This is a genomic window from Cupriavidus sp. 01L46, assembly GCF_056399905.1.
The window spans coordinates 1-25009 of sequence record NZ_JBFTSF010000045.1; the positions used below are offsets into that span (position 1 = coordinate 1).

General features: G+C 65.2%; 27 protein-coding genes and 1 tRNA gene. 14 read left to right on the forward strand and 14 right to left on the reverse strand.

The genetic code is table 11. The features are described 5' to 3' along the window. The first annotated feature begins 172 nt into the window (after positions 1–172). Entirely contained in the window at positions 173–1033 is an 861-nt protein-coding gene (locus AC1DS3_RS10600; RefSeq protein WP_441632276.1) for a cytochrome c oxidase subunit 3, read from the forward strand. A gap of 156 nt (positions 1034–1189) precedes the next feature. Here the strand turns inward: AC1DS3_RS10600 and AC1DS3_RS10605 are convergent, their stop codons facing one another. Next, positions 1190–1399 (reverse strand): twin transmembrane helix small protein, encoded by a 210-nt coding sequence (locus AC1DS3_RS10605; protein ID WP_006159466.1) that lies wholly within the window; start codon positions 1397–1399, stop codon positions 1190–1192. Positions 1400–1477: 78 nt separating this feature from the next. On the opposite strand from AC1DS3_RS10605, the gene AC1DS3_RS10610 reads away from it, so the two are divergent. The 5 genes from AC1DS3_RS10610 to AC1DS3_RS10630 all read left to right on the forward strand — a co-directional run bounded on the left by AC1DS3_RS10610 (position 1478) and on the right by AC1DS3_RS10630 (position 5823). After that, positions 1478–2239 (forward strand): SURF1 family protein, encoded by a 762-nt coding sequence (locus AC1DS3_RS10610; RefSeq protein WP_477109217.1) that lies wholly within the window; start codon positions 1478–1480, stop codon positions 2237–2239. 109 nt (positions 2240–2348) lie between these two features. Beyond that, complete coding sequence (locus tag AC1DS3_RS10615) at positions 2349–3005, forward strand: SCO family protein (protein ID WP_441632280.1); 657 nt, start codon at positions 2349–2351, stop codon at positions 3003–3005. Positions 3006–3012: 7 nt separating this feature from the next. Next, positions 3013–4116: a COX15/CtaA family protein gene (locus AC1DS3_RS10620; protein ID WP_441632282.1), complete on the forward strand. Its 1104-nt coding sequence runs from the start codon at positions 3013–3015 to the stop codon at positions 4114–4116. After that, on the forward strand, positions 4113–5048 hold the full coding sequence (locus AC1DS3_RS10625) for a heme o synthase (protein ID WP_477127138.1): 936 nt from the start codon (positions 4113–4115) through the stop codon (positions 5046–5048). The genes AC1DS3_RS10620 and AC1DS3_RS10625 overlap by 4 nt, the downstream gene beginning before the upstream one ends. A gap of 148 nt (positions 5049–5196) precedes the next feature. Further along, the gene (locus AC1DS3_RS10630; protein WP_441632286.1) at positions 5197–5823 is read left to right on the forward strand and encodes an SCO family protein; all 627 of its coding nucleotides are present in this window, start codon (positions 5197–5199) and stop codon (positions 5821–5823) included. A gap of 89 nt (positions 5824–5912) precedes the next feature. Here AC1DS3_RS10630 and rpoH read toward each other — a convergent pair whose 3' ends face one another. After that, positions 5913–6809: an RNA polymerase sigma factor RpoH gene (rpoH, locus tag AC1DS3_RS10635; protein WP_006159460.1), complete on the reverse strand. Its 897-nt coding sequence runs from the start codon at positions 6807–6809 to the stop codon at positions 5913–5915. A 397-nt stretch (positions 6810–7206) separates the two neighbouring features. Here rpoH and AC1DS3_RS10640 point away from each other — a divergent pair, with 397 nt between their 5' ends. Further along, positions 7207–8082, forward strand: coding sequence for a pirin family protein (locus AC1DS3_RS10640; protein WP_441632289.1), 876 nt, complete (start codon positions 7207–7209; stop codon positions 8080–8082). Between the two features lie 24 nt (positions 8083–8106). On the opposite strand, the gene ybiB is transcribed toward AC1DS3_RS10640, so the two are convergent. The 5 genes from ybiB to AC1DS3_RS10665 all read right to left on the reverse strand — a co-directional run bounded on the left by ybiB (position 8107) and on the right by AC1DS3_RS10665 (position 13482). Further along, positions 8107–9126, reverse strand: coding sequence for a DNA-binding protein YbiB (gene ybiB, locus AC1DS3_RS10645; RefSeq protein ID WP_477127139.1), 1020 nt, complete (start codon positions 9124–9126; stop codon positions 8107–8109). Positions 9127–9252: 126 nt separating this feature from the next. After that, positions 9253–10056: an ABC transporter ATP-binding protein gene (locus tag AC1DS3_RS10650; protein ID WP_477127140.1), complete on the reverse strand. Its 804-nt coding sequence runs from the start codon at positions 10054–10056 to the stop codon at positions 9253–9255. A 67-nt stretch (positions 10057–10123) separates the two neighbouring features. Beyond that, positions 10124–11062 (reverse strand): nitrate ABC transporter permease, encoded by a 939-nt coding sequence (gene ntrB, locus AC1DS3_RS10655; protein WP_441632295.1) that lies wholly within the window; start codon positions 11060–11062, stop codon positions 10124–10126. 85 nt (positions 11063–11147) lie between these two features. Beyond that, the gene (locus tag AC1DS3_RS10660; RefSeq protein WP_477127141.1) at positions 11148–12467 is read right to left on the reverse strand and encodes a CmpA/NrtA family ABC transporter substrate-binding protein; all 1320 of its coding nucleotides are present in this window, start codon (positions 12465–12467) and stop codon (positions 11148–11150) included. Between the two features lie 361 nt (positions 12468–12828). Continuing rightward, positions 12829–13482: an ANTAR domain-containing response regulator gene (locus AC1DS3_RS10665; protein ID WP_477127142.1), complete on the reverse strand. Its 654-nt coding sequence runs from the start codon at positions 13480–13482 to the stop codon at positions 12829–12831. A gap of 208 nt (positions 13483–13690) precedes the next feature. Here AC1DS3_RS10665 and AC1DS3_RS10670 point away from each other — a divergent pair, with 208 nt between their 5' ends. Together AC1DS3_RS10670 and maiA are read left to right on the forward strand one after the other, a co-directional pair. Continuing rightward, the gene (locus AC1DS3_RS10670) at positions 13691–14392 is read left to right on the forward strand and encodes a fumarylacetoacetate hydrolase family protein (RefSeq protein ID WP_477127143.1); all 702 of its coding nucleotides are present in this window, start codon (positions 13691–13693) and stop codon (positions 14390–14392) included. Positions 14393–14396: 4 nt separating this feature from the next. Next, positions 14397–15044, forward strand: coding sequence for a maleylacetoacetate isomerase (maiA, locus tag AC1DS3_RS10675; RefSeq protein WP_441632303.1), 648 nt, complete (start codon positions 14397–14399; stop codon positions 15042–15044). An 89-nt stretch (positions 15045–15133) separates the two neighbouring features. Here maiA and ftsY read toward each other — a convergent pair whose 3' ends face one another. Next, positions 15134–16279 (reverse strand): signal recognition particle-docking protein FtsY, encoded by a 1146-nt coding sequence (gene ftsY / locus AC1DS3_RS10680; protein WP_441632305.1) that lies wholly within the window; start codon positions 16277–16279, stop codon positions 15134–15136. A 60-nt stretch (positions 16280–16339) separates the two neighbouring features. Here ftsY and AC1DS3_RS10685 point away from each other — a divergent pair, with 60 nt between their 5' ends. From AC1DS3_RS10685 to AC1DS3_RS10705, 5 genes are all read left to right on the forward strand, one after another. Continuing rightward, entirely contained in the window at positions 16340–17866 is a 1527-nt protein-coding gene (locus AC1DS3_RS10685; RefSeq protein ID WP_441632307.1) for a M16 family metallopeptidase, read from the forward strand. Positions 17867–17890: 24 nt separating this feature from the next. Further along, positions 17891–19252 (forward strand): M16 family metallopeptidase, encoded by a 1362-nt coding sequence (locus AC1DS3_RS10690; protein WP_441632309.1) that lies wholly within the window; start codon positions 17891–17893, stop codon positions 19250–19252. Between the two features lie 77 nt (positions 19253–19329). Continuing rightward, on the forward strand, positions 19330–19959 hold the full coding sequence (gene rsmD / locus AC1DS3_RS10695; RefSeq protein ID WP_183032820.1) for a 16S rRNA (guanine(966)-N(2))-methyltransferase RsmD: 630 nt from the start codon (positions 19330–19332) through the stop codon (positions 19957–19959). A gap of 217 nt (positions 19960–20176) precedes the next feature. Further along, the gene (gene coaD, locus AC1DS3_RS10700; protein ID WP_174426608.1) at positions 20177–20665 is read left to right on the forward strand and encodes a pantetheine-phosphate adenylyltransferase; all 489 of its coding nucleotides are present in this window, start codon (positions 20177–20179) and stop codon (positions 20663–20665) included. A gap of 69 nt (positions 20666–20734) precedes the next feature. Further along, positions 20735–20995 (forward strand): YfhL family 4Fe-4S dicluster ferredoxin, encoded by a 261-nt coding sequence (locus tag AC1DS3_RS10705; RefSeq protein ID WP_043343403.1) that lies wholly within the window; start codon positions 20735–20737, stop codon positions 20993–20995. Between the two features lie 93 nt (positions 20996–21088). Here the strand turns inward: AC1DS3_RS10705 and pth are convergent, their stop codons facing one another. From pth to lolB, 6 genes are all read right to left on the reverse strand, one after another. Next, positions 21089–21682 carry an aminoacyl-tRNA hydrolase gene (gene pth / locus AC1DS3_RS10710; protein ID WP_441632312.1) on the reverse strand — a complete coding sequence of 198 codons (594 nt, stop codon included), beginning with the start codon at positions 21680–21682 and terminating at the stop codon, positions 21089–21091. A 159-nt stretch (positions 21683–21841) separates the two neighbouring features. Beyond that, positions 21842–22180 carry a hypothetical protein gene (locus AC1DS3_RS10715; RefSeq protein ID WP_477127144.1) on the reverse strand — a complete coding sequence of 113 codons (339 nt, stop codon included), beginning with the start codon at positions 22178–22180 and terminating at the stop codon, positions 21842–21844. A 119-nt stretch (positions 22181–22299) separates the two neighbouring features. After that, positions 22300–23253: a ribose-phosphate pyrophosphokinase gene (locus AC1DS3_RS10720; protein WP_477127145.1), complete on the reverse strand. Its 954-nt coding sequence runs from the start codon at positions 23251–23253 to the stop codon at positions 22300–22302. 96 nt (positions 23254–23349) lie between these two features. Continuing rightward, positions 23350–23426 (reverse strand) — tRNA-Gln (locus AC1DS3_RS10725). A gap of 59 nt (positions 23427–23485) precedes the next feature. Continuing rightward, the gene (gene ispE / locus AC1DS3_RS10730; RefSeq protein ID WP_441632316.1) at positions 23486–24364 is read right to left on the reverse strand and encodes a 4-(cytidine 5'-diphospho)-2-C-methyl-D-erythritol kinase; all 879 of its coding nucleotides are present in this window, start codon (positions 24362–24364) and stop codon (positions 23486–23488) included. Beyond that, the gene (lolB, locus tag AC1DS3_RS10735; RefSeq protein ID WP_441632318.1) at positions 24361–24990 is read right to left on the reverse strand and encodes a lipoprotein insertase outer membrane protein LolB; all 630 of its coding nucleotides are present in this window, start codon (positions 24988–24990) and stop codon (positions 24361–24363) included. The genes ispE and lolB overlap by 4 nt, the downstream gene beginning before the upstream one ends. Positions 24991–25009: the final 19 nt, after the last annotated feature.

A 25009-nucleotide genomic window follows, 5' to 3' on the forward strand; every position in this document is an offset into this window, starting at 1 on the left:
GTGCTGATCACGGTCGTGCGTGTGGTGGTAGGGTGAGGCCACGCAGCGCAAAGCACGGGGCAGGGCAGGAGTAAGTAAAAAGAGCAGGGCAAAAGCATGCCGCCGGCCTCGTCAGGGCTGGATGTGCGGATAACGATTACTGAATCAGAGACTCTGAGCTKGAGAAAAAAGAATGAGTGCGAACCGCGCAAACGCTCCGTACTACTTCGTACCGGGCCCCTCGCGCCATCCGATCACGGCTAGCTTTGGCTTGCTGCTGACGGCTGGGGGTGCTGCTGGCTGGGTAAACGGGCAGACCTGGGGGCCATACCTGTGCGGCCTGGGCCTGCTGTGGTTCCTGTTCGTGCTCAAGAGCTGGTTCGGCGAGGCGATCAACGAATCCGAGACGGGCAAGTACGGCAAGAATATCGACCTGTCCTTCCGCTGGTCGATGGGCTGGTTCATCTTTTCCGAGGTCATGTTCTTCGCGGCGTTCTTCGGCGCGCTGTTCTACGCCCGCAACATCGCCATGCCGTGGCTCGGCGACCTGAACAACAAGATCCTGTGGCCCGACTTCGCCGCCGTATGGCCGAACCTCGGACCGGCCGGTGTCGTGGAGAGCTTCCAGACCATGGGCCCGTGGCCGATCCCCACAATCAACACTGCCTTGCTGCTGATGTCCGGCGTGACGCTGACCTGGGCGCACCATGCGCTGCTCGCCAACAAGCGCAGCCAGCTGATCCAGGGCCTGGTGCTGACCATCCTGCTGGGCGCGATCTTCATGTGCTTCCAGGTGTACGAATACCACCACGCGTATTCGGAGCTGAACCTCAAGCTGACCTCGGGAATCTACGGTTCCACCTTCTTCCTGCTGACCGGCTTCCACGGTTTCCACGTGACGCTTGGCGCGATCATGCTGACAGTGGTGCTGGTGCGCGTGCTCAAGGGCCAGTTGACGCCCGACCATCACTTCGCATTCGAAGGCGCCGCCTGGTACTGGCACTTCGTTGACGTGGTGTGGCTGTTCCTCTACATCGTGGTGTACTGGCTGTAAGACACCCGATTGCAGTGCCCGCCGGCCACGCCGGCGGCATCGCGGGGGAGGTTCTCCTCCTTCGCGAGGAACAACAAAAAACAAGCGCCGCAGGGGAAGTAGCCAGCCTGCGGCGCTTGTTTTTTGTGGTTTGAGCCTGGCGTAGCCGCGCCGGCTTCAGGGCGCCATGCGGATGCCCGTGCTCTGTATCCATCCCATCCAGTGCGAGAACAGGATGAAGACGAACAGGGCCACCGAGAAGCCGACCCGGAACATCAGCGAGCGCATCATGTTTGGCGTCCTGCCGCGGTCGCGCATCATGAAGAACAGGGCGGAGGCCAGGCTACCGATGATGAGGAAGAACGCGATGAGGATGACGATGCGCATGGAGGGCCCGCAAGCGCKGGGTMTGCTAGGGATAGAGTGCCATTATCGCATCGGCGCGCGTGGCAACGCCCTCGGGAAATGCCAGGGAGGCCGTACGTGAAGCTGTGGCGCGCACTGAGCCCGCTGCCCACCATCGCCGCGCTGGTGGTGATTGCAGTCACCTGTGCCTTGGGCAACTGGCAGCTGAATCGCGCCCATGAAAAAGTGGCGCGGGCCGCGCGCCTTGAGGCGCTGGCCGCCCAGCCGCCGCTGGAGATCGGGCGCAGCCTGGTGAGTGGCGCGATGGCGGAGCGGCACGTGCGTGTGCGCGGGCGCTTCGATGCAGCGCACACGGTTTTGCTGGACAATCGCCCCCACGGCAACGGCACCGATAGCCGTGCCGGATTCATGGTACTGACGCCGCTGCGGGTTGCCGGGGGCGATGCGGCCACGCCGGCCGTGCTGGTGCTGCGCGGCTGGCTGCCGCGCGATGCGCAGGATCGCACCCATATCGCGCCGTTCCCGACGCCGGAAGGCGAGGTGGAGCTGGACGGCACCGCGCTGGCGACCGTGCCCAGGGTCTTCAGCCTGGGCCGTGGCGCGAATGCCGAAGCCGGCCAGAAGATCCGCCAGAATGTCGATCTCGCTGCCTACGCAACGGAGCTTGGCGTGCCCCTGCAACCCTTTGTGCTGGAACAGCGCAACGACAACGGCGACGGGCTGGCGCGCGACTGGGCGCCAGCGGACATCGGCGCGGATCGCCACTATGGTTATGCCTTCCAGTGGTTCGGGCTGGCGGCGCTGACCCTGGTGCTGCTGCTGGCGTTGAGCTGGCGGCGCGCTGCCCGCATGACGGCTTGAGCATTCTCGCGGGTGGCACCCGTATCACCTACGAACCACAGCGGCGCGTTGCGGTCAGATGAGCGCAACCGCCCCTAACGACAGACAGACGACAGACAGACGAAACACTATGCAACAGCCAGATCCCGCTTCGGCCCAGGCCGCCCGCGCCGCGCCGCAAGACTCGCGCATCGACGCCCGCACCCGTCGCGGCCGCATCCAGATGCTGCTGCTTTTGCTGGTGTGCGCTTCGCCTGTCATCGCTTCCTACCTGACGTACTACGTGTTCAAGCCGGCGGGCGGTTCCACCAACTACGGGACGCTKATCGAGCCGCAGCGCCCCATGCCCGCGATTCAGATCGGCAACGAGCGTGCCGAGTCCGTGCCGCTGGATAGTTTCAAGGGCAAGTGGCTGCTGGTGACGGCGGATGGCGCGGCGTGCGACGAAGCCTGCGCCAGGAAACTGTTCACCATCCGCCAGATCCGCGCGGGGCAGGGCCAGGACCGCGAGCGCATCGTGCCGGTGTGGCTGATCAGTGACGAAGGCCCGATCGATTCCCGCCTGTCGGCCGCCTACAACGAGCCCTATGCCGGCGTGCGCTTCCTGCGCGCCAACCGCGAGGCCATGCAGAAATGGCTGCCGGCGGAACCGGGTGCCCGGATCGAGGACAGCTTGTTCCTGATCGACCCGCTGGGCAACCTGATGATGCGCTTCCCCAAGGAGCCGGACCCCAAGAAGATGAGCTCCGACCTGAAGAAGCTGCTCAAGTACTCTCACATCGGGTGAGGCGCGCATGCTGCTCCAACTCGCCATCATCGGCGTCCTGATCGCGCTGTTCCCCTTGAGCTACGTGCTGGTCAAAGGGGACCGCAACAAGTACCGCAAGCTGGTCTGGATCACCGCCTTCCTGACGCTGGACCTGATCATGTTCGGCAGCTTCACGCGGCTGACGGACTCCGGCCTGGGCTGCCCTGACTGGCCGGGTTGCTATGGCCACTCCAACCCGCACTCGGCACAGGAGCCTATCCGCGCCGCCGAGACGGCCTTGCCCAGCGGGCCCGTGAGCATCACCAAGGCGTGGATCGAGATGGTCCACCGTTACTTCGCCCTGGCGGTCGGCGTGCTGATCACCACGCTGATGGTGCTGGCCTGGGTCAAGCGGCGCGAACTCAAGCAGTCGCCCTGGTTCGCCACCGGGGTGCTGCTGCTGGTGTGCGTGCAGGGCGCATTCGGGGCCCTTACGGTCACGCTCAAGCTGCAGCCGATCATTGTGGTCACGCACCTGATGCTTGCCATGAGCCTGCTGGCCGCGTTGATCTGGCTGGGCTCGCGCAACGATCCGCCCTTGCGGGTGGCGCCGCAGGCGGTGGGGCTGCGCTGGCCGGCGCGCATCGCGCTGGCCTTGCTGGTGCTGCAGATCTTCCTGGGCGGCTGGGTGAGCACTAACTATGCCGTGCTGGCCTGCACCGACTTTCCGCTGTGCAACGGCCAGCTCGTGCCGGACATGGACTTCCGCCACGGCTTCACGTTGTGGCGCCAGCTCGGCATGACCGCCGACGGCGACTACATCCCGCATTCGGCCCTGGTGGCGATCCATTGGGTGCATCGCGGCTTCGCTTTCGTCGTGCTGGCTTTCCTGGCCTGGTTCGGGCTGCAGGCACGCCGCCTTGGCGGCCTTGCGCGCAGTGCCGGCTGGTTGCTGGGCTTTCTCGCGCTGCAACTGGCCACTGGCCTGTCGAACATCGTGTTCGACTGGCCGCTGGGCGCCGCGGTGGCGCATAACGGCGGCGCGGCGGTCTTGCTGCTGCTCCTGGTTCGCCTCAACTACAATATAGGGCTCGCGGCCCGGTCCGCTGACATTGCTACCGACGTGCCGGCCGCCGCGCGCGCCACATGAAAGACAAGAACTCCCCAGTGGTTACAGCTACCCACACACATCCCTTCGGACGGGTTCGCCACCTGGTCCGCCAGTACGCCGCCCTGACCAAGCCGCGGGTGACGCAGCTTGCCGTCTTCTGCGCCATCATCGGCATGTTCCTCGCCACACCCGGCATGGTGCCGTGGCCGGTGCTGATCGGGGGTGCCGCCGGCATCTGGCTGTTGGCAGGTGYCGCTTTCGCCATTAACTGCCTGGTGGAGCAGAAGGTCGACGCGCTGATGCGCCGCACCGCGTGGCGCCCGTCGGCCACCGGCGAGATCACCACCATCCAGACGCTGGTGTTCTCCGCCGTGCTGGGCGGGGCGGGGATGTGGCTGCTGCACGTCTACACCAACGACCTGACCATGTGGCTGACCGTGGCCACCTTCGTTGGCTACGCCGTGGTGTACACCATCCTGCTCAAGCCGGCCACGCCGCAGAACATCGTCATCGGCGGCCTGTCCGGCGCCATGCCGCCGGCGCTGGGCTGGGCTGCGGTCGCGGGCGAGCTGCCGGCGGAAGCCTGGTTCCTGGTGCTGATTATCTTCACGTGGACGCCGCCGCACTTCTGGGCCCTGGCCCTGTATCGCCGTGCCGACTACGCCAAGTCCGGCCTGCCGATGCTGCCGGTGACGCACGGCGAGCGCTTCACGCTGCTGCATATCCTGCTGTACACGCTGATCATGATCGCGGCCACGCTGCTGCCTTTTGTGTACGGCATGTGCGGCTATATCTACCTGGCGGCCGCGCTGATCCTGGGGGGCGGGTTCCTGGCCTACTCGTGGAAGATGTATCGCAACTACTCGGATGCGCTGGCGCAACGCACCTTCCGCTTCTCGATCCTGTATCTCTCGCTGCTGTTCGCCGCGCTGCTGGTCGATCACTACTTCAAGTTCCTGCCGCAGGCCTGAGCGGGGCGCACAGGCTTGCGGCATCTTGTCGCGGCCTGCGCGCGTGACGGCCTCGATCGGCGATACTGCGTGTCATCTGTTAATGTGACCTTGTCGCGTCCAGCCGCCTGCCGGGCGGCGCCGGCTGGCCAACACCACCCGAACTCGCATGCCAAACCACTTCCCTTCAGGCTTCCTCCCCACCTTCGCGACCTTCCGCCGGTTTTGCCTGCTGGCCCTGTGCGCGCTGCTGCTGGCGGCATGCGGCCAGCAGAAGGCTTCCTTCAAGAACGTCGATATCACCGGCGGCAGTGAGTTCGGCAAGGACTTCGTCCTCACCGACCACAACGGCAAGGTGCGTTCCATTGGCGACTTCAAGGGCAAGGCGGTAGTGATGTTCTTCGGCTATACGCATTGCCCTGACGTGTGCCCGACCACCATGGCCGAGCTCAAGGCGGTGATGGAGCAATTGGGGCCGGACGCCGACAAGGTGCAGGTGCTGTTCGTGACGGTGGATCCGGAGCGCGATACGCAGGCGCTGCTGGCGCAGTATGTGCCGGCCTTCGATCCGCGCTTCCTGGGCATGCGCCCGGCCGACGATGCCGCGCTGCAGAAGGTTGCCAAGGACTTCAAGGTGTTCTACGCCAAGGTGCCGGGCACGTCCCCGAACAACTACACCATGGATCACTCGGCGGGCAGCTATGTGTTCGACCCGAGCGGCAAGCTGCGCCTGTTTATCCGCCACGGCCAGGGGCCGGAGCCGATCGTGCACGACCTCAAGCAACTGCTGTCCTGAGGCGAGCCGCCGGCGGCGAAGCCGGCAGGCAAAATAAAACAGGGCCGGTCTCGCGACCGGCCCTGTTCTACTTTTGGCGCGCTTAAGTCTTAGGCAAAAGCCTGCAGCGCACCCTTCATCTTCTTCATCGCCGCGGTTTCGATCTGGCGGATGCGTTCGGCGGAAACGCCGAATTCGTCAGCCAGTTCGTGCAGCGTGGAGCCGCCCGAGCCGTCGTCGTTGACCTGCAGCCAGCGCGCCTCGATGATGCGGCGGCTACGGTCGTCGAGCTTGGACAGCGCTTCTTCCAGGCCTTGCACCTGCAGGCGGTCGTGGCGCTGGGCCTCGATCACGCGGGTGGGCTCATTGTGGTTGTCGGCCAGGTAGGCGATGGGCGCGAAGTCCTCTTCGCCATCGTCGATCTGCCCTTCGAGCGCCAGGTCGCCGCCCGACAGGCGGGTTTCCATCTCCATCACTTCTTCCGGCTTGACGTTCAGCTCACGCGCAACCGCGTCGATCTGTTCCGGCGTGAAGGTATGGGCACCCTGCTTGTGGCTGCGCAGGTTGAAGAACAGCTTGCGCTGAGCCTTGGTGGTAGCCACCTTGACCATGCGCCAGTTCTTCAGCACGTATTCGTGGATCTCGGCCTTGATCCAGTGCATCGCATACGACACCAGCCGCACGCCCTGATCCGGGTCGAAGCGCTTCACAGCCTTCATCAGGCCGATATTGCCTTCCTGAATCAGGTCTGCGTGGGGCAGGCCATAGCCGAGGTACTGGCGGGCGATGGACACCACCAGGCGCAGGTGCGACAGCACCATGCGGCGCGCAGCATCGACGGAATCATGCTCGCGCAACTCGCGCGCGAGCCGCTGCTCTTCCTCGGGGGTAAGCAGGGGAATACGGTGGACAGCCTGGATATAGCTGTCGATATTTCCCAGCGTTCCGGGAAAGGTCAGCGCAAACGTCCCGGCGCCTTGCGGCACCGTAGGCAGACGGTTGGTCATTTGGGTTTGGTCAGCAGATAGGACTGCGTTCACTCGATTGCTCCTTTCGCATCCGGCGGGTGGGTTGCCCGCTTGTGCGGCCCTTTTTGGGGTCTCGCACTGCATTGCAACACATATTAGCACTCAAGCCGGGGGACTGCTAAGTTGGAGTACCAATAGGGTTGATAGTTCCTGGTAATCGAATGGTTATTCTACATAGTATTTTAATCCGACATCTTGCGGAATGTGACGAGGCCACTATCTCACGCGGGTGCGCGAACGATCCGACCATGATTAGAGGGCCACTGGCCCTGCCGGTTCTGTCGCCAGTTGAGATGCTGTGTTTCGCTAGCAGCTACACTCTTTTCATTTGTCTCAGTGGTGCTGAGCGCCAGCATCGACCAAACCGGGGAACATCATGTCTGCTATCGAGCACTTGTTAAAGCCGCACACCCGTGACCTCGGCGACTTTGCCGTGAGCCGTCTGCTGCCCGCCGCGGCAACCCAGACTGTCGGCCCATTCATCTTTTTCGACCACATGGGCCCGGTGGCCATGCCGCCCGGAGAAGGCGCCGATGTGCGCCCGCATCCCCACATCGGACTGGCCACGGTCACCTACCTGTTCGAGGGTGAGATCCTTCACCACGACAGCCTGGGCAGCAAACAGGTCATCAGGCCGGGCGACGTGAACTGGATGACGGCTGGCAGCGGCATCGCGCACTCGGAGCGCTCGCCCCAGTCCGCCCGCGATGCCGGGCCGCGCCTGCACGGCATCCAGACCTGGGTGGCGCTGCCCAAGGAGTACGAGAACGTCGAGCCGTCCTTTCATCACCATCCGGCCGCGACGCTGCCCAAGCTGGAGCGCCCTGGCGTACGCATGACGGTGATTGCGGGCGATGCGTTTGGCGCCGAGGCGCCGGTGAAGGTGTTCAGCCGCACGCTCTACGTGGCCATTGAGCTCGACGCGGGCGCCAGCCTGGAGATTCCGGCGGAACACGCCGAGCGCGGCATCTACCCGGCGGACGGCACCATCGCCCTGGACGGCGAAGTGTTGCCCGAGCGGCACCTGGCAGTGCTGGTGCCGGGCCAGCCGGTGACGTTGACGGCGCAGGTGGCGTCGCGCGTGATGCTGCTCGGCGGCGACCCGACCGACGGCCATCGCTTCATCTTCTGGAATTTCGTTGCCAGCACCAAGGAAGCAATCGAAGCAGCCTCCAAACGCTGGGAGGATGACCAGTTCCCGCGCGTGCCGGGCGAGAGCGACCGCATTCCGCTGCCACCGCGCAAGCGCTAAAGGCCCCTGCTTGCCGGGCCAGGCTCAGACCGGGCTGGCCCAGGCCACGCGCGTGCCTTGCTGCAGGCAGTCGCGGATGGCGTCGATCTGCGTGGCGATCGGGGCAGGCACAGGCGCCTTGCCGTCCAGCACGAGGCGGATCCAGGCCGCGGTCTGGTCCACGTCACTGCCGGGCGGCAATTCCGGCACTTCAACGATGGAGCCCGACGTCGGGTCGACCAAGGTGCGTTGATGCCCGTCGTGCAGCCAGTCGATGCGGCTGTTGCGCCGGGCATCCGCGACCACCTCGCCCTCGGTGCCTCGCGCCAGCAGCACATTGGCGGGCTCGCGCGAGAAATAATCGGTCAGGGTTTCGCGGTACTCGGGGTGGGTGTAGCTATACAGCCGCAGCGCCTCGGCCGGGCTGTGCGCGCCCACAGGCTGCAGCATCTTGACCACCGTATGCGCAGAGTTGCGCAAGCCGATCTGCATGCGCYTGTCSAGCATSSSGGCCAGCGCCGGCGACAGCACGTCGATCGGCAGCACCGCCAGYGGGCCGGGCTGGGCATCCTTGCTGCGCAGCTGGGATTCGGCCTGCGCCACGGAGCTGCAAGGCATGATGCCCAGCGCCTCGAACAGCGAGATGCTGGTGACGCGCCCGTTGAATTGGCGGGAGCCGTGCACCAGCACCGGAATGCCCTCGCGCGCCAGCAGCAGCGCTAGCAGCGGCACCAGGTTAGGCTGCTTGCGCGCGCCGTTATAGCTGGGGATTGACACCACGACGCGGTCCGCCGGGCCGGCCAGCGGCAGGCAATGGGCGTGCGCGGCATCGAGCATCCCGGCCAGCTCGTGCGGGGCCTCGCCCTTGATGCGATAGGCCATCAGCACCGCGCCCAGCTCGATATCGGCCACGCGCCCTGCCAGCATGGCATCGAACAGCGCCTGGGCATCTTCGCGCGGCAGCGCGCGGGCGCCATTGACGCCCCGGCCGATTTCCTTGATGTACTTCGCGGCAGCGAAGGCAGGGGCGGCGGGGGCCGCAGGGGAGGTAGGCGTGGTGGTCATGGCGGGTTGGGACTATGTTGTTTGAAGTCCATGATAGCGGAGCGGGCCGGCCGTGCCCATGACAGCCGCGGTGCCGGCTCGGCTTCGCGTCGCGCGCGGCAGCGGCTGGCCCGTCATCGCTCCCGCTCAGGCGGCTTCCTTCAGGGCGGGATTGCGCTGCTTGCGGTACAGGAAGTCCAGCACTGCCGTGCGGCATGCGTGGTAATCCTTGTCTTCGGCCAGCGCCATGCGCTCGCGTGGCCGCGGCAGGTCCACCTTCAGCACTTCGCCGATGGTGGCCGCGGGGCCGTTGGTCATCATGACGATGCGGTCGGCCAGCAGCACCGCTTCATCCACGTCGTGGGTCACCATCACCACCGTGCTGCGCGTCTTCGCCACGATCTTGATCAATTCGTCCTGCAGCTGCGCGCGGGTGAGCGCATCCAGCGCGCCGAAGGGCTCGTCCATCAGTAGCACCTTGGGCTCCATSGCCAGCGCCCGGGCGATGCCCACGCGCTGCTTCATSCCRCCCGAGATCTCSTGCGGATACTTGGCTTCGGCATGCGTCAGGCCAACCAAGGCCAGCGTGTCGTGCGTGCGGGCCTTCAGTTGCGCCTTGCCTTCGCTGCCGCCGAACACGCGCTCCACGCCAAGGTAGACGTTGTCGAAACAGGTCAGCCAGGGCAGCAGCGAATGATTCTGGAACACCACTGCCCGATCCGGGCCGGGGCCGGCGATCTCGCGCTCGGCGCAGATCAGCGCGCCGGCGCTGGGCCGGTCCAGCCCGGCCAGCAGGTTGAGCAAGGTGGACTTGCCACAGCCCGAATGGCCGATCAGCGTAATGAACTCGCCGCTGGCGATGGTCAGGTTGACATCGCGCAGGGCGACGAACGGCCCCTTCTTGGTCTTGAAGGTCTGCCCGACATTTTCGATACGGACGAACTTTTCCATGAGCTTCTCCTTGGGCGCCAGGGCGCCAGGGCGCGGGTAGCGACTTGCGTCTTTGCGACTTGGCGTCCTAGTTGCCGTAGCTGAAGCGCTTGGCCAGGCTGAGCAGCGCGTATTCGAGCAGCAGCCCGACCATGCCGATGATGAAGATCGCGATGACGATGTGTTCCACCTTCAGGTTGTTCCACTCGTCCCACAGCCAGAAGCCGATGCCGGTGCCGCCAGTGAGCATTTCCGCGGCCACGATCACCAGCCAGGCGGTACCGATGGACAACCGCACGCCGGTGAGCATGTACGGCAGCACGGCGGGCAGCAGCACGCGGGTGAACACCTTCCATTCGGAAAGGTCGAGCACGCGCGCCACGTTCAGGTAGTCCTGCGGCACGCGGGTCACGCCCACCGCGGTATTGATCACCATCGGCCAGATCGAGCAGATGAAGATGGCCCAGATCGCCGCCGGATTTGCCGACTTGAACAGCAGCAGGCCAATGGGCAGCCAAGCCAGCGGCGAGACCGGGCGCAGCAGGCTGATGATGGGCGCCATCATCGCGTTGAGAAAGGCGAAGCGGCCCAGCGCGAAGCCGGCCGGGATGCCGATCAATGCGGCCAGCCCGAAGCCCGCCGCCACGCGCGCCAGCGATGCCAGCACGTTCCAGCCGATGCCCTGGTCATTGGGGCCGTTGCGGTAGAACGGGTCGGCGAACAGCGGCACGGCGGCATGCCAGGTGCCGGCCGGCGTGGGGATGGCGGGGATCATGGTGGCGATGCCGTGCCACATCAGCAGGAACAGCGCAAAGCCCGCGACGGGCGGCATCACCTTGAGCACCACGGCGGTGATGGCGTCGCGCAGCGCCGCGCGGCGGGCCTCGGCTTGCGCGGCGAGCGCGCGGCGCTCGGCGCGTTCATGGGCGTGCTGGTCGCCAACCACGGCAACCTCGGCAGTGGTGCCGGCATCGGCGGGCGCGGCTTGGTTGGCGGCATGCGGGGCCGGCTGGGCTAGTGCATTCACGTCAGGCTCCTTCGGTAGCCGGCGTGTCGCCACGCCGGCGTTCAAGCGGCAATCAAAATCGGAATCACGCCGGGGCGCGTGTGCGTTAGGCCTTGATCTTGAAGCCGTCGGCGTAGGCCTTGGGGTCCTTGCTGGCATCCCACACCACGCCGTCGATCAGCTTCGCGGTACGGAAGTCGCTCTTGGGCAGCGGCACCTGCGCGGCCGCAGCGGCCTGCTTGTAGATGTCGATGCGATTGACCTTCTTCGCCACTTCCAGGTAGTCAGGGTGATCCTTGAGCAAGCCCCAGCGCTTTTGCTGCGTGAGGAACCACATGCCGTCGGAGAGGAAGGGATAGTTGGCGGCGCCGTCCTGGTAGAACTTCATCGAGTCCGGGTCGTCCCAGGTCTTGCCCAGGCCGTTGTTATMGCGGCCCAGCATGCGGTCCAGGATGATGTCCATGTCGGTGTTGACGTAGGACTTCGCGGCAATGGTCTCGGCGGTCTTGCGGCGGTTGGAGGCCGATGCGTCGATGTACTTCGATGCATCGAGCACGGCAGCCACCATCGCGCGTGCCGTGTTGGGATACTTCTGCACGAACTCTGCCGTGGTGCCCAGGGTCTTTTCCGGGTGATCCTTCCAGATCGCCTGCGTGGTCTCCGCGGTAAAGCCGATCTTGTCGGCGATGGCACGCGCCCCCCAGGGCTCGCCCACGCAGAAGCCGTCCATGTTGCCSACRCGCATGTTSGCSACCATCTGSGGCGGCGGCACGGTGATGRCCTTGGCGTCCTKCAKCGGRTTGATGCCGTTGGCMGCCAGCCAGTAGTACAGCCACATGGCATGGGTGCCGGTGGGGAAGGTCTGGGCGAAGGTGTACTCGCGCTTTTCCTTCATCATCAGCGCCTTCAGGCTGGCGCCGTCCTTGACGCCTTTCTCGGCCAGCTTGGATGACAGCGTGATGGCCTGGCCGTTGTGGTTCAGGTTCATCAGCACCGCCATGTCTTTCTTGGGGCCGCCAATGCCAAGCTGCACGCCATAGATCAGCCCGTACAGCACATGCGCCGCATCGAGTTCGCCATTGACCAGCTTGTCGCGCACGCCGGCCCAGGAGGCTTCCTTGGTGGGCGTGATCTTGATGCCGTATTTTTTGTCGAAGCCGAGCGTGCCGGCCATCACGACCGAGGCGCAGTCCGTCAGCGGGATGAAGCCGATCCTCACCTCCGGTTTTTCCGGCGCGTCGGAGCCTGCTGCCCATGCACCTGCGCGTACCAGGGGATCGACCAGGGTGATCACGCTGGCGCCGGCGATGGTAGCCAGGGCGCGGCGCCGTCCGTTGCTGGCGGGCACCGCATCGGCTCCCGTGGTGCTGGCGTCGGTGGCAACTGCTGCGTGCAGCGACTTGGCAATCTTCAGGCGAGAGGGCATTGACACGGCTCCAAATAAAAAGCGTCCTGAACTGCTCCGCTTTCGCCAGAAATGCGGGGGGCAGGTCAGGACGCCGTTGTCCCGTGATGCGGCGCAGCCGTCGTTGGCGGCGCACATCGGTATGTGATCGGCCGTCGTTGGCCGATGCTTCGATTACGCAAGCCGCGTGCCAAGGGTCGGGAGGGCTGTTGCCGGGGGCTGACGGCCGGCGAGGGCGGGCAAGGAGCCAGAAGCGGGCGCGCCGAGGCGGCGTCCGTGCGCTGCCGGTGCGTGAAAGGTGATGCGGTCGCGCCATCCTTGTGCATTGCACCAAGCGCGTGCGGGGGCGCATCGAGGCGCCCGATCGTGGTTTGTTCGGGGCTTAGCTCATCACATCGATGACCCGCCGCGCCGCCTCGACGAGCTTGATGCCGCGCTCCATCGCCATGCTGCGCAGCCGCTTGTAGGCCTCGTCTTCGGTCATGCCGCGCTCCTTCATCAGCAGGCCCTTGGCACGCTCTACTTCCTTGCGCTCGGCCAGCTGCAGCCGCGTGGCATCAAGCTCCGCGCGCAGTTCCTGGTCTAGTTCGAAGCGCGCATAGGCCACATCCAGCACGGTCTTGACGCGATCGGCGCGCAGGCCATCGACGATGTAGGCAGTGATGCCGGCAGACAGCGCAGCCTTGATGCGCTGGGCGTCGTCGTTGTCCGTGAAGAGCACGATGGGGCGCGGCGCGTGCTGGGTCGATACGCACACATGTTCGACCGTATCGCGCGCGGCCGACTCCGAGKCGATGATGATCAGGTCCGGCTGCCGCGCGGCGATGGCGTCGGGTAGCCGCAGGTCGGCGTCCACCGTTTCGATGTCCGTGAAGCCCGCAGACACAAGCCCGGCGCGGATCGTCTCGATATTGAGCGGATCCTCGTCATGCGGGTCGCGCACCAGCAAGATGCGCAGCGCGCGTGAGCCCGACGCGGCGGGCGCGGGGCTGGCGGGACTCGTCGGGGTGGAGGGGGCTGGGGGGCGTCTGTTCATGGCGTCACTTGGAATGCCTCTTGCCATGCAAGATTCGCGCCGAGATGCTTTTAATTGTATTGCGGGGTTTCCCGGATTCAATAGCTGCCGGCGTACGCGGCCAGAACCGCCGGTGTATGCTATTGCCCTGCTGCGCGGCAGGGCGTCTACTGGCGACGCCAGCATGCTGGCGCGCAGTCTAAAACACAGAATATGCTTGGAGAGATGGATGACCGAATTCGTATTTGCCCCGCCGGCGCCCACTGGCGTGCCCGTGCGCGGCAGCAGCGCTCAGTTCCCGGTGCGCCGGGTCTACTGCGTGGGCCGCAACTATGCCGCCCATGCCCTTGAAATGGGTTCGGATCCCGACCGCGAACCGCCGTTCTTCTTCTGCAAGCCTGCCGACGCCGTGAGCTATGTGGCCGACGGCACCGAAGGCGCCTTCCCCTATCCGCAGGGCACCAGCAATTGCCACTATGAAGTGGAGCTGGTCGTTGCCATCGGCAAGGGCGGCAAGGACATCGCCGAGGCGGATGYCGCGAGCCACGTGTTCGGCTACGCGCTCGGCCTCGACATGACGCGCCGCGACCTGCAGAACGAATCGAAGAAGACCGGCCGCCCCTGGGAAACCGGCAAGGCCTTCGACAAGTCCGCCCCGATCGGCCCGATCGTGCCGGTGTCCGCCATCGGCCATCCGGAGAAGGGCGCGGTCACGCTGTCCGTCAACGGCGTGGACAAGCAGCGCGGCGACCTGTCGGACCTGATCTGGTCGGTGCCCGAGATGGTCTCTTATCTCTCCAAGCTGTTCGAGCTGCAACCCGGCGACCTGATCTACAGCGGCACGCCCGAAGGCGTGGGCCCGGTGGTCAAGGGCGATGTCATGCTGTGCAAGATCGAAGGCGTGGGCGAGCTCACCGTCAAGGTAGTCTGAGTCCATGCTCAAGCTTTACAGCTACTTTCGCAGCTCCGCCTCGTACCGGGTACGCATTGCCCTGCAGTTGAAGGGCCTGCCTTACGAGTACATGCCGGTGCATCTGTTGCGCGACGGCGGCCAGCAACTGCTGCCGGCCTACCGGGCGCTGAACCCCGACGCGCTGGTGCCGACCCTGCTGGATGACGATCACGTATTGATCCAGTCCGTGGCGATGGTCGAGTACCTCGACGAGACGCACCCCGAGCCGCCCCTGCTGCCGGGCAGCGCGCTCGACCGCGCCTACATTCGCGCGCTGGCGCTGGAGGTCGCGTGCGAGATCCATCCGCTGAATAACCTGCGCGTGCTGAAGTACCTCAAGCACACGCTGGGCGTGGCGGAGGAGGCCAAGGACGCGTGGTATCGCCACTGGGTCGAGCTGGGGTTCGAGTCGGTCAATACCAACCTCGTGCGCTCGGGCAAGGCAGGGCGTTTCTGCTTTGGCGATACGCCGACGCTGGCGGATATCTGCCTGGTGCCGCAGGTGTTCAACGCGCAGCGCTTCAATATCGACGTGGCCCGCTACCCGGCCATTGCCAAGGTGTTTGACTCCTGCATGGCGCTGCCCGCGTTCCAGCAGGCCGAGCCCAAGGCGCAGCCGGACGCCGAATAAGCTGCCGCGCCAGGTTTGGCAGGCCGCAAAAAGTAGAAAGCCCCGCAAGCGATTGCGGGGCTTTTTTACTGGCGAGCCGGGCGGGCAGCTCAGCCGAGCAGCGCGTCGGCGAATTCCTCGGCGTTGAAGGGCTGCAGGTCTTCGACATTCTCGCCCACGCCGATGAAGTAGACCGGCACCGGGCGCTGGCGCGCGATCGCGGCCAGGATGCCGCCCTTGGCGGTGCCGTCGAGCTTGGTCACGATCAGTCCGGTCAGGCCCAGCGCGTCGTCGAACGCCTTGACCTGGGACAGCGCGTTCTGGCCGGTGTTGGCGTCGATCACCAGCAGCGATTCGTGTGGCGCGTTCGGCATCGCCTTGGCGATGACACGCTTGACCTTCTTCAGCTCTTCCATCAGGTGCAGCTGCGTGGGCAGGCGGCCCGCGGTATCGGCCATGACGATATCGATGCCGCGTGCGCGTGCCGCGTTGACCGCGTCGAAGATCACCGCGGCCGGGTCGCCGCTCTCCTGCGATACCACGGTGACGTTGTTGCGCTCGCCCCAGATGGTCAGTTGCTCGCGCGCGGCGGCGCGGAAGGTGTCGCCCGCGGCCAGCAGTACGGACTGGTCATAGCTCTGGAAGTGCTTGCACAGCTTGCCGATGCTGGTGGTCTTGCCGGCACCGTTCACCCCCGAGATCATCATCACCAGCGGCTGCTCGCGGCCCAGGGACATGGTTTTCTCGAGCGGGCGCAGCAGGTTGGTCAGCAGCTCGCGCAGCGCGGCCTTGACGCCTTCGGCGGTATCGATGCGTTCGGTCTTGACGCGGCGGCGCAGCGCGCTCAGCAGGTGCTCGGTGGCCTCGACGCCGGCGTCGGCCATGATCAGGGCGGTTTCCAGGTCCTCGAACAGGTCTTCGTCGACCTTGACGCCAACAAACAGCGTGCCCAGATTGCGGCTGGTCTTGGACAGCCCGGTGCGCAAGCGCTGCATCCAGCCGCGCTTGGCTTCGGCGGAGGCGGCCGGCGGCGGGGTCAGGACCAGTTCCTCGGCAGAGGCCGGAGTCACGCTCTGGACTGGCTGAATGGCGGTTGGCCGCACGGATACGACGGCGGCCGGGGCAGGCCCGGCCGCGGGAGTGGGGGTTGGCGCGCTGGCGGGCGCCGCGGCCGGTGTGGCGGCGGGCGCCGGGCTTTGCACCTCGGGCGGCGCACTGGCCGGTTCGGCCTTGCGCTTCTTCCAGAAACTAAACATTGGGAAAGGGGTCAATACCCCGGTAGAATCAATCGCCAAAATTCTAGCAGACGGGGTCGCATGAACCATTGTGCTGTCAGGTCCAGGTCGGGCGCCGCCCGTACCGCTTCGCTTCTTGCCGGCGCCGGCGCTATTCGCCCGGCCGCTTTCTCCCGGCGCCTCGTTCCCACCCTTTTGTTGATCGCGATGCCCTGGCTTGGCGCTGCCTATGCGCAGACCGCCGTAGTGGCGCCGCCGTTGCCGACCGGCCAGGCCTCCGCAGCGCAAACTGCGGCTGCGCAGGCCAATACCACTGAGTTCAGTCTGTCCAACGGCATGCGGGTCATCGTCAAGGAAGACCATCGCGCGCCCACCGTAGCTCACCAGATCTGGTATCGCGCAGGTGGCATGGACGAGGTCAGTGGCACCACTGGCGTGGCGCACATGCTTGAACACATGATGTTCAAGGGTACACCAAAGGTCGGGCCAGGCGAGTTTTCCAAGCAGATCGCAGCTTTGGGCGGGCGTGAGAACGCCATGACCAACCGCGATTTCACGCTCTATTACCAGCAGATCAGCAAGCAGTACCTGCCCAAGATGATGGAGCTGGAAGCCGACCGCATGGCCAACCTCATCATCAAGAAGGATGAGTTCGAGCGGGAAATGAAGGTCGTGATGGAAGAGCGGCGCCTGCGCACGGACGACTCCGCGCGCGGCACCGTCTACGAGCAGTTGCTGGCCACCGTCTACACCGCCGGGCCTTACCGGCATCCCGTAATCGGCTGGCCGGCCGACCTGGTCAACATGCGCGTGGAAGACGTGCAGGCCTGGTACAAGAACTGGTACGTGCCCGACAACGCGCTGCTGGTGGTAACGGGCGACGTCACGGCGGCCGAGGTCAAGGCGCTGGCGGAGCGCACCTACGGCAAGCTCAAGGCCCGCCCGCTGCCGCTGCGCAAGAACCAGCTGGAGCCGGCGCAGAAGGGCATCAAGCGGATCTGGGTCAAGGCCCCGGCCGAGAACCCCTACGTGGTCATGGCGTACAAGGTGCCGCGCCTGCACGATGTCGAGAAGGACGTCGATCCCTACGCCCTGGAAGTCCTATCTGCGGTGCTCAATGGCTATGACAACGCCCGCCTGACGCGCGATCTGGTGCGCGAGCGCCGCATCGCCGATGACGTCAACGTGGGCTACGACAGCATCAACCGCGGCGAGTCCCTGATGGTGCTCGACGGCACGCCGGCCACCGGCCATACCACCGAGGAGATCGAGCGCGCGCTGCGCGACGAGATCGCCCGCATTGCGCGCGAAGGCGTCTCGCCCGCAGAGCTCAAGCGGGTCAAGGCGCAGGTGGTGGCGGCGCAGATCTACAAGCGCGACTCGGTGTTCGGGCAGGGCATGGAGATCGGCGTGGCCGAGATCGCCGGCATTTCCTGGCGCCAGCTCGACCGCATGCTCGACAAGATCAAGGCCGTCACGCCGGAACAGGTGCAGGCGGTGGCGGGCAAGTACTTCAACGACGATAACCTGACCGTGGCGATCCTGCTGCCGCAGCCGATCGACCCGAACAAGGCGAAGGCTCCGGCCGCCGCCGACTCGCTCCGCTGAGCGCTCTAGAGGACAGGACCCAAGATGCCTCTCTTTGCCCCGACGATCCCGTCGCCACGCCTGTTGCGCCGCCTGGCAGGCGCGGCTTGCGGTGCGCTTGCCCTGGTCGCCTCGCAGGCCGCACTGGCTGCGATCCCGATCGAGCAGTGGACCACCTCCACCGGCGCCCGCGTGTATTTCGTGCGCAGCCCGTCCATTCCCATGCTCGACGTCAATATGGATTTCGACGCCGGCAGCCGCTACGACCCGGCCGGCAAGGCAGGCCTTGCCACGCTCGCCTCGGCCCTGCTCGACAAGGGCGCGGCCGCGCAGGATGGCCAGCCGGCCCGCAATGAAGCGCAGGTGGCTGATGCCTTCGCCGACACCGGCGCCGACTTCGGCGGCGCCGCCAGCAGCGATCGCGGCGGCATCGGCCTGCGCACGCTGACCTCCGAGCCGGAGCTCAGCCAGTCGCTCGCGCTGGCCGGGCAGCTGATCAAGGCGCCGGCCTACCCGGATGCCGTGGTGGCGCGCGAGAAGCAACGCCTGATCACCGCCATCCGCGAGGCCGATACCAAGCCCGGCGTGATCGCCGACAAGATGGTGTCGCGTGCGATCTATCCGTCGCATCCGTACGGCGTGGCGCCGACCGTAGCCAGCGTCGAATCGATCACGCGAGCCGATATTGAGCGCTTCTGGCGGGACAATTTCGCGGCGTCGCGTGCCGTCGTGACGCTGATCGGCGCCATCGACCGCAAGCAGGCCGAAACCATTGCCGAGCAGCTGACGCGTGGCTTGCCGGCCGGCGCCACGCCCCCCACGATGCCCCCCGTGCAGCTCAAGATCCCGGCCAGCGAGCAGCGCGTGCCGCATCCGGCGCAGCAGGCTACGGTAGCCATCAGTCAGCCCGCCATCGCGCGTGGTGATCCCGACTACTTTGCCCTGCTGGTGGGCAACTACGTGCTCGGCGGCGGCGGCTTCAGCTCGCGCCTGACCGATGAAGTGCGGGAAAAGCGCGGCCTCACCTACGGCGTCGACAGCTACTTCGCACCGGCCAAGCAGGCAGGACCCTTCGGCATCGGCTTGCAGACCAAGAAGGCACAGACCAACGAAGCGCTGGCGCTGGTGCGCAAGGTGCTGGCGCAGTACGTGGCGGAAGGCCCCACCGACACCGAACTGAAGGCCGCCAAGGACAATCTGGTCAACGGCTTCCCGCTGCGTATCGACAGCAACCGCAAGCTRCTKACCAATGTCGCCAATATCGGCTGGTATGGGCTGCCGCTGGACTACCTTGACACGTGGACCGCTCAGATCGGCAAGGTCACCCGTACCCAGGTCCGCGACGCCTTCCAGCGCCACGTGTTCCCGGACGCCATGGCGACCGTCATCGTGGGTGGACCGGAATAACGCAGTGACAGATGCGGGCGCCGGGAGCCGTTCCCGGCGCTTGCGCTTTTCCGCGCCGCAGGCTCTACAATCACGGCATGAATTCGCGTACCCGATCTCCCTCGCCTGCTGCCAGCGGGCGATCTCCATCCCCCTCGCCGCGGCAGTCTCCTGCCCAGGTCCGCATCATTGGCGGCAAGTGGAAGCGCACGCCGCTGCCCGTGCTCGACGCCGAAGGCCTGCGTCCCACCCCTGACCGCGTGCGTGAGACCCTGTTCAACTGGCTTGGGCAGGACATGTCGGGGCTGGCTTGCCTAGACCTGTTTGCCGGCTCCGGTGCACTCGGTTTCGAGGCCGCCTCCCGAGGTGCCCAGCAGGTCACCATGGTCGAAGCCAATCCGCGCGTGGCCAAGCAGCTGCGCGACAACCAGTACCGGCTCGACGCCCAGCAGATCCGGGTGGTGCAAGGTGATGCATTCGCGACCGCGGCACAGATGCCGTCGGCCAGCTTCGACGTGGTGTTCCTCGATCCGCCCTTTGCCGAAGACTGGCTTGGTCCCGCGCTGGAGCATGCGGCGCGGCTGTCACGTCCGGGCGGTGCCGTGTATGTGGAAACGGATCGCGCCCTGATCGGCCCCGACGCGCCCGTGCCAGCGGCGCTGGAGATCGTGCGGCATGCTCGGGCCGGCGCGGTGCACTTCCATTTGCTGCAGCACAGGAACCTTTGAAGGGCCGGTGGCTGCGAGCATTGCGGCCGGCCACCTGCACGCAAGATGCGGCGGCGCGGCAAAACCGCGATGTGGCGGCTTGCAAGTGCCGCATTTAGAGTTACACTACGCCGCTGTCGCCAACGCTCGTCACGCAGCCTTGGCTCCAGCCCTCACCATAGTGGGCGGGGTCGATCGGTCCATCCAGGACCGGCGGCGGGCAGAACAAGGAGGAAGCATGGTCGTCGCGGTCTATCCCGGCACTTTCGACCCAATGACCCGGGGCCACGAGGATCTGGTGCGCAGAGCATCCAATATCTTCGATGAGCTCGTGGTCGGCGTGGCGCATAGCCCCAACAAGCGCCCGTTCTTTTCGCTGGAAGAGCGCATAGGCATCGCCCGTGAGGTCCTGGGCCACTATCCCAATGTGCGCGTCGAAGGTTTCTCCGGCCTGCTCAAGGATTTTGTCCGCAAGAACAATGCGCGCGTGATCGTGCGGGGTTTGCGCGCGGTTTCCGACTTCGAGTACGAGTTCCAGATGGCGGGCATGAACCGTTACCTGCTGCCGGACGTGGAAACCATGTTCCTGACGCCGTCCGACCAGTACCAGTTCATCTCCGGCACCTTCGTGCGGGAGATCGCGGTGCTTGGCGGCGATGTCAGCAAGTTTGTGTTCCCCTCGGTCGAACGCTGGCTTGCGGAAAAGATCGGCAGCAAAACGGAATAAAATAGAGTCTTGCGACATGTCGGCCGCGGCCAGTCGGGCGCGGGGCATGTTGGGTTCAAAGGAAACACCATGGCACTATTGATCACCGACGACTGCATCAATTGCGACGTTTGTGAGCCGGAGTGCCCAAACGAAGCCATTTCGATGGGGCCCGAGATCTATGAGATCGACCCCAACAAATGTACCGAATGCGTTGGGCACTTCGACGAGCCGCAATGCCAGCAGGTTTGTCCTGTGGCTTGCATCCCGCACGATCCCAACCGCATTGAGACGCGCGAGATCCTGATGGATCGCTACCGTCTCCTTACGGCGGCCAAACGGGTAGCCTGAGCTCCCACTGCGGCTTGCGGCACAAAGCTCGCAGCACAAAAAAACCCCATTACCTTCGCGGTGATGGGGCTTTTTTTTATCCGCGTGAGCCGTTCAGCGGTTCGTATGCAGTTCCAGCATGGCGCGCTCGGACTCGCCTTTGGCCAGCAACCCAAGCGGTGCGATGCTGCGGTCGATGGCCTCGTCGATGGCCTGCTGCTCCTCGCGGCGCGGCGGCTTCAGCACAAAATTGATCACATCCTCGCGCTCGCCGCCGCCACCCGCCGAATTGCGGGGATGGCCGACGCCAAGGCGCAGGCGCCAGTAGTCCTGGGTGGTCAGGTGTGCGGAAATATCCTTGAGGCCATTGTGGCCGCCCGCGCCACCGCCGCGCTTGAGCTTGACGGTGCCTGAGGGCAGGTCCATCTCGTCATGGGCCACCACGATCTCGTCCGGCAGGATTTTGTAGAAGCGCGCGAGCGACACCACGGACAGCCCGGAGCGGTTCATGAAGGTGGACGGCTTGAGCAGCCAGATCTCCTGGTCCCACAGCCGGGCGCGCGCTGCCAGGCCGTGGAAGCGGCCTTCCACGCGCAGGGTGACGCCGCCCATGCGGGCCAGCTGGTCGACCAGCCAGAAGCCGGCATTGTGGCGCGTGGCTTCGTATTCCGCCCCGGGGTTGCCGAGGCCGACGATGAGTTTGATCATGCGTTGCACTACTTGGTTGAGAGGGGCGCGAAAGTGCTGCCAGAAGCCAAGCATACGCGAACCCCGGGACGAAAAAAAACCGCCGGACGCGCCGGCGGTTTTTTCTTGCGGCTGCGAGAGCCGTCCTGTTGCACGGCCCAAAGGCCGCGTTCAGGATACTCAGGCAGCAGGCGTTTCGCCTTCGGCAGCTTCCGACACGCCGCCGGCCGGCAGCGAGATGCTGGCGATGGCGGGGTTTTCGTCACCGTGGGTGATGGCGCTCACGCCCTTCGGCGCGCGCAGCAGAGCCTTTTCAGCCTTGCCTTCCACTTCGAGGTCGAGAATCGACGAGTGGAATGCTTCTTTCTTCAGCGCGTGGAACAGTGCGTTGTGATCGAGTTCGATCATCTTGGGCTCGGCTGCGCCGCCATAGATGATGCCGGGGGTCTTGCCGGCGTTGCGCAGGCGGCGGCTCGCACCCGTTCCCTGTACGCTACGCTCGAAGGCTACTACTTTCATGATGACTCCAAATGTAAGAGGGCTGTCCGCGACCAGACAGCCCGATGAACCTCGCCACGTGCCGTAACCGGGGTCTTACCCCGAAAACAGCCGCAAACGCGGTAAAGCCTTGAATTCTATCAGGAATCGGCAAACAGCGACATGATCGAGTCGCCCTTGACGATCCGAGTAAAGGTCTCTGCCAGCAGCGATGCGGTCGAGAGCTGGCGAATCTTGCCGGACTGGATTGCATCGTCGCGCAGCGGAATCGTGTCGCACACCACCACTTCATCCAGTTCGGAGTCGGCGATGCGGGCTGCCGCGCCGCCGGACAGGACCGGGTGGGTACAGTAAGCGAATACCTTCAGCGCGCCGCGTTCCTTGAGCACCTGGGCCGCCTTGCACAGGGTGCCGCCGGTGTCGATCATGTCATCCATGATCACGCAGTTGCGGCCGTCGACTTCACCGATGATGTTCATCACTTCGGCCACGTTGGCCTTGGGACGACGCTTGTCGATGATGGCCAGGTCGCAGTTCAACTGCTTGGCCAGCGCACGGGCGCGCACCACGCCGCCGACGTCGGGCGAGACCACCAGCAGATTGCCGTAGTTCTTCTCGCGCAKGTCGCCCAGCAGAACCGGGGAGGCGTAGATGTTATCAACCGGGATATCGAAGAAGCCCTGGATCTGGTCGGCGTGGAGGTCCATGGTCAGGACCCGCTCGACGCCGGCAACTTCCAGCATGTTGGCGACTACCTTGGCCGAGATCGCGACGCGTGCTGAACGCGGGCGGCGGTCCTGGCGGGCATAGCCGAAGTAGGGCATGGCGGCAGTGATGCTGCGTGCCGAAGCGCGCTTGAGCGCATCGACCATCACCATCAGTTCCATCAGGTTGTCGTTGGTCGGCGCGCAGGTGGACTGCAGCACGATGACGTGCTTGCCGCGAACATTTTCCTGGATTTCAACTTGGACTTCGCCGTCGGAGAACCGACCGACCTGGGCCTTCCCGAGCGGGATGCCGAGGTGCTGAACGACAGCCTCCGCGAGTTTGGGGTTGGCGTTGCCGGTAAAAACCATCAAGCCTTCGCTGCTCATTCGGTGCACCTGTCTTGCTACTGGAGGGGGAACGATTGCTGCCGGCTAGTGCCGGCAGCTTTTCGTGCAGGTCCGTAAGGACACTGTAGGATGTAATGGCAGGGGAAGAAGGATTCGAACCTTCGAATGCCGGAATCAAAATCCGGTGCCTTGACCAACTTGGCGACTCCCCTACACAACCGGGTACGTCCATCGTCACATTCAACTGCCTGCGACGCCGAACGAAAAAACTTTATGCGAGCGTTGCGAGTGGGTGTTGCGATAAACTCTTCGCACACCTGCCATCCCATTCGGGAGGCAACCGGTCTAGTACCTGCTGCGCAGTTTGCTCGTCGTTAAATCGTGCAAACACGCAGGCTCCGGAACCGGTCATCCTTGCATGTGGACTGTACTGTCTCAACCATTCAAGGGCTCGGGCAACTTCGCCGAACTTCACTGTTGCTATCGCTTCCAGGTCGTTGCGACCGAAACCGAACTTGTTTGTGCATCCAGTGAAGTCCGCTATTATGGTGATCGCCGTATCCCTTGTCAAGCGCTTGTCCGAAAAAATTGCAGCGGTCGGAACATGCTGCCGCGGATGGATGATCACGAACCAGCTTTCAGGCAATTCGACCGTCGTCAGTTCCTCGCCAATCCCTTGCGCGAACGCGTTTTCTCCATGCACGAAGAACGGCACGTCGGCGCCTAGTGAAAGGCCGATGCGCTTGAGTTCGTCGCGTCCCAGGCCCAGCCCCCACAGATGATTCAGTGCCAGCAGCGTGGTCGCCGCGTCCGATGATCCGCCGCCGATGCCGCCGCCCATCGGCAGCCGCTTGGCAATGGCGATGTCCGCGCCAAAGCGGGTGCCGCCAGCTTGCTGCAAGGCCTGCGCGGCACGCACGATCAGGTCGCTCTGCGCCGGTACGCCCGGCACGTCGCTGATGCGCTCGATGCGGCCATCATCGCGGCGGAAAAAGTCGAGCGTATCGCTCCAGTCCACCAGTTGGAAAACCGTCTGCAGCGTGTGGTAGCCGTCCGCGCGGCGCCCGGTCACATGCAGGAAGAGATTCAGCTTGGCGGGCGCCGCGCAGTCGCGCAGTTCAGGCGGAGGCAGGGTGCGGGCCGTGCTCATTGTGCTTGCTCCGGATCGATGACCAGGCGTACCGAGAGCGGGTTGGCTGCGCCGTCGCGCGCGAGGTCGATGCGGCGCGGGCTCGCCATGGCCGGCGTGGATGGCGTCGTGGGCGTTGTGGGCGCGGCTTCCTGCCATGTCACGTAGCGCACGGTCCAGCCGTTCTGCGCCAGGGTAGCCAGCCGTCCGCTGTCGTCACGCGTGGTGCGCGCCGGGCTGCCGGGTGCGGGGCGCGCGTGCAGCCAGTCGCGCAGGCCTGCCACCGGCAGCGAAAATCCAAGCGCTTCCTCCAGCAAGGTATCGACTTCGGGCGCGTTGCGCGGTGGCTGGTTGGGCAGGTCGAGCGTGGCGCCAGAAGGCGTGGAGGTGACCACCGCCAGGGTCTGGCCCAGCGGCGAGATCAGGTCCAGGCGCACATTGCGGCCTTGCTCATGCCATTGGAAGCTGCCCTGCACGCCTTCATCGCGGCCATAGCGCACGTAGTTGGCGGCGAAGCGGCCGCTGAGGTCGCGAGCCTGGGCGGTCTCGCCGGCATCGAACTGCCGCGTGGGCGTGATGCTGGCGCAAGCGGCGAGCCATAAGGGGGCGCTCAGGCAGAGCAGGGCAAGGCGTCGGGATTTGGGCATGGCGTTTGGCGTGCGCGCC

Coding starts and splice junctions, on each gene's coding strand:
- AC1DS3_RS10600 (WP_441632276.1), top strand. CDS start 173: ATGAGTGCGAACCGCGCAAACGCTCCGTACTACTTCGTACCGGGCCCC.
- AC1DS3_RS10605 (WP_006159466.1), bottom strand. CDS start 1,399: ATGCGCATCGTCATCCTCATCGCGTTCTTCCTCATCATCGGTAGCCTG.
- AC1DS3_RS10610 (WP_477109217.1), top strand. CDS start 1,478: ATGCCAGGGAGGCCGTACGTGAAGCTGTGGCGCGCACTGAGCCCGCTG.
- AC1DS3_RS10620 (WP_441632282.1), top strand. CDS start 3,013: ATGCTGCTCCAACTCGCCATCATCGGCGTCCTGATCGCGCTGTTCCCC.
- AC1DS3_RS10630 (WP_441632286.1), top strand. CDS start 5,197: ATGCCAAACCACTTCCCTTCAGGCTTCCTCCCCACCTTCGCGACCTTC.
- rpoH (WP_006159460.1), bottom strand. CDS start 6,809: ATGACCAACCGTCTGCCTACGGTGCCGCAAGGCGCCGGGACGTTTGCG.
- AC1DS3_RS10640 (WP_441632289.1), top strand. CDS start 7,207: ATGTCTGCTATCGAGCACTTGTTAAAGCCGCACACCCGTGACCTCGGC.
- maiA (WP_441632303.1), top strand. CDS start 14,397: ATGCTCAAGCTTTACAGCTACTTTCGCAGCTCCGCCTCGTACCGGGTA.
- ftsY (WP_441632305.1), bottom strand. CDS start 16,279: ATGTTTAGTTTCTGGAAGAAGCGCAAGGCCGAACCGGCCAGTGCGCCG.
- AC1DS3_RS10685 (WP_441632307.1), top strand. CDS start 16,340: ATGAACCATTGTGCTGTCAGGTCCAGGTCGGGCGCCGCCCGTACCGCT.
- rsmD (WP_183032820.1), top strand. CDS start 19,330: ATGAATTCGCGTACCCGATCTCCCTCGCCTGCTGCCAGCGGGCGATCT.
- coaD (WP_174426608.1), top strand. CDS start 20,177: ATGGTCGTCGCGGTCTATCCCGGCACTTTCGACCCAATGACCCGGGGC.
- AC1DS3_RS10705 (WP_043343403.1), top strand. CDS start 20,735: ATGGCACTATTGATCACCGACGACTGCATCAATTGCGACGTTTGTGAG.
- pth (WP_441632312.1), bottom strand. CDS start 21,682: ATGATCAAACTCATCGTCGGCCTCGGCAACCCCGGGGCGGAATACGAA.
- AC1DS3_RS10715 (WP_477127144.1), bottom strand. CDS start 22,180: ATGAAAGTAGTAGCCTTCGAGCGTAGCGTACAGGGAACGGGTGCGAGC.
- ispE (WP_441632316.1), bottom strand. CDS start 24,364: ATGAGCACGGCCCGCACCCTGCCTCCGCCTGAACTGCGCGACTGCGCG.
- lolB (WP_441632318.1), bottom strand. CDS start 24,990: ATGCCCAAATCCCGACGCCTTGCCCTGCTCTGCCTGAGCGCCCCCTTA.